Here is a 1,726-nt window from a genome sequence, read left to right on the forward strand (position 1 = left end):
CGCAGGGCGAAGCAGAGGGCTATGGCGGGCAGGCGGCACGGCCTTCACCGCAGCGGGCCACGGCAGGGGCCGTAGCCCTGGCAGGGTGGCGAGGGGAAAAGACAGACCCCCGCGCCTCAGGCGCGGGGGTCTCGAAAAAGCGGCGTTGTGCGGCGAGTCTATTTCTGTTCGAAGGGGGCCGGTGCGGGTTCTTTGGTCGTCTTGTCCCAAAGCCTTTGGCCCTCGGTCTTGAGGGTGTCGATCCAGGTGCTGATGCTGCGGAAGACGGGGTCGGTCTCGGAGGAGAACTTTTTCGGGTGCTTGCGTTCGCCGGTGAAGGGCTTGAGGAGGAGCCGGCTCTCGGCGGGTTTTTCGCGGTCGAGGTACTTGTTGATGGCGAGGAAGTTCTGGACGAGCGTCTTGTCGGTGGTGGCTCCGAGGCTGATGAGGACGAACGGTGCATCGGGGTTCCCCGCGGTGTGGCATCCCGTTCGGGCGCAGGAGGAGATGAGGGCGCTCTGAACCCGGCGGAAGCCGTTCATCGCCTCCGCGCCCTCTCGTTTGAAGACGGCCTTGACTTCGTCATCCGAGATCGTGGGGACGGCGGGGGTTTCCGCGCCGGCCGTTTCTTCGCCCGTGAGTTTGGCTCCCGTGACGGCCCAGGCGAGGAACTTCGGACGGACGTCGTCGGGGGCCTTGGCGTTCGCCTCGATCGCGAGTTTCAGGGCCTCGTCCTTCAGGCCGTTCTGGTAGGACCACTTCGCCAGGTCGTAGAGGGCGTTCGGGTTGTTCTTGTCGATTTGGGCGAGCCGCTGCTCGTACTGCCGGAGCGCCTCCTGGAGGTTGAGTTGAGCGACGGCCACCACGGCGACGCCGAGGAGGCCCACGATTCCGAGCAAAGCGATTACGGTCGTCTGCCGTCGTCGCGTCATTTCGCCACCGCCTTTCGCCGGTTCCTTTTGCGGGCGTCACTTTACCGCGTCCGGGCGATTCGTGCAAGCCCATTCGCAACGCGTTTTATTAACCGCAAAGGGCGCCAAGAGCGCAAAGGACGGCCAGAACAGGGGAACTGCAAACGGCGCCCACATTTATCCGGCGAGGTTACTCGCCGCGCGTGATGAATAACTCGTCCCGCCCAGCCTTCGCCCTTTGGGCTACGGCGGGTCTCCGCTGCGTTTCGACAAGCGGTGCGGCTAAATGTTACTGCCGTTCACCAATCTCTGCTGTCCTTTGCGTGCTTTGCGTTCTTTGCGGTTGAAACACGGCCTATCGAAACAAAGCCGTGCCGACGCGGACGATCGTCGCGCCTTCCTCGATGGCCGTCTCGTAATCCTGCGTCATGCCCATCGAGAGTTCCGTGAGCGCCGCAGGCAGGTCCGCCGTGCGGTTGATGCGCGCGAGGCATTCGCGCAGGGCCGCGAACACCGGCCGGACCGTCTCCGGATCGTCCGCGAGGGGCGCCATGGTCATCAGGCCCACGAGGTCGAGGGCGGGAAGGGCGGCGATGCGGTCGGCGACGCGCGGGGCCTCGGCGGGTGCGACGCCTCCCTTGGCCTCCTCGCCGCTCACGTTCACCTCCAAAAGGCACGTCGCCCGTGTGCCGGCGGCCTGGGCACGCTTCGAGATCTCCTCGGCGAGGTGGACGGAATCGACGCTGTGGATCATGGCGGCGGGAACGACGTACTTGACCTTGTTGCGTTGGAGTCGGCCGATCATGTGCCAGCGGACGGGCGCGTCGGCGAGTTCG

The 1,726-nt window shown here is 65.4% G+C and carries 2 protein-coding genes; both read right to left on the reverse strand.

The genetic code is table 11. The annotated features are described in order from the left end of the window. Window positions 1-158 precede the first annotated feature (158 nt). Window positions 159-911: a tetratricopeptide repeat protein gene (locus NTX40_11435; protein ID MCX5649686.1), complete on the reverse strand. Its 753-nt coding sequence runs from the start codon at window positions 909-911 to the stop codon at window positions 159-161. Between the two features lie 334 nt (window positions 912-1,245). After that, on the reverse strand, window positions 1,246-1,726 hold a 481-nt coding region (locus NTX40_11440), incomplete at its 5' end, for a YggS family pyridoxal phosphate-dependent enzyme (protein MCX5649687.1).

It is taken from the genome of Planctomycetota bacterium, from assembly GCA_026387035.1.
Taxonomy (GTDB): Bacteria; Planctomycetota; Phycisphaerae; order FEN-1346; family FEN-1346; genus JAPLMM01.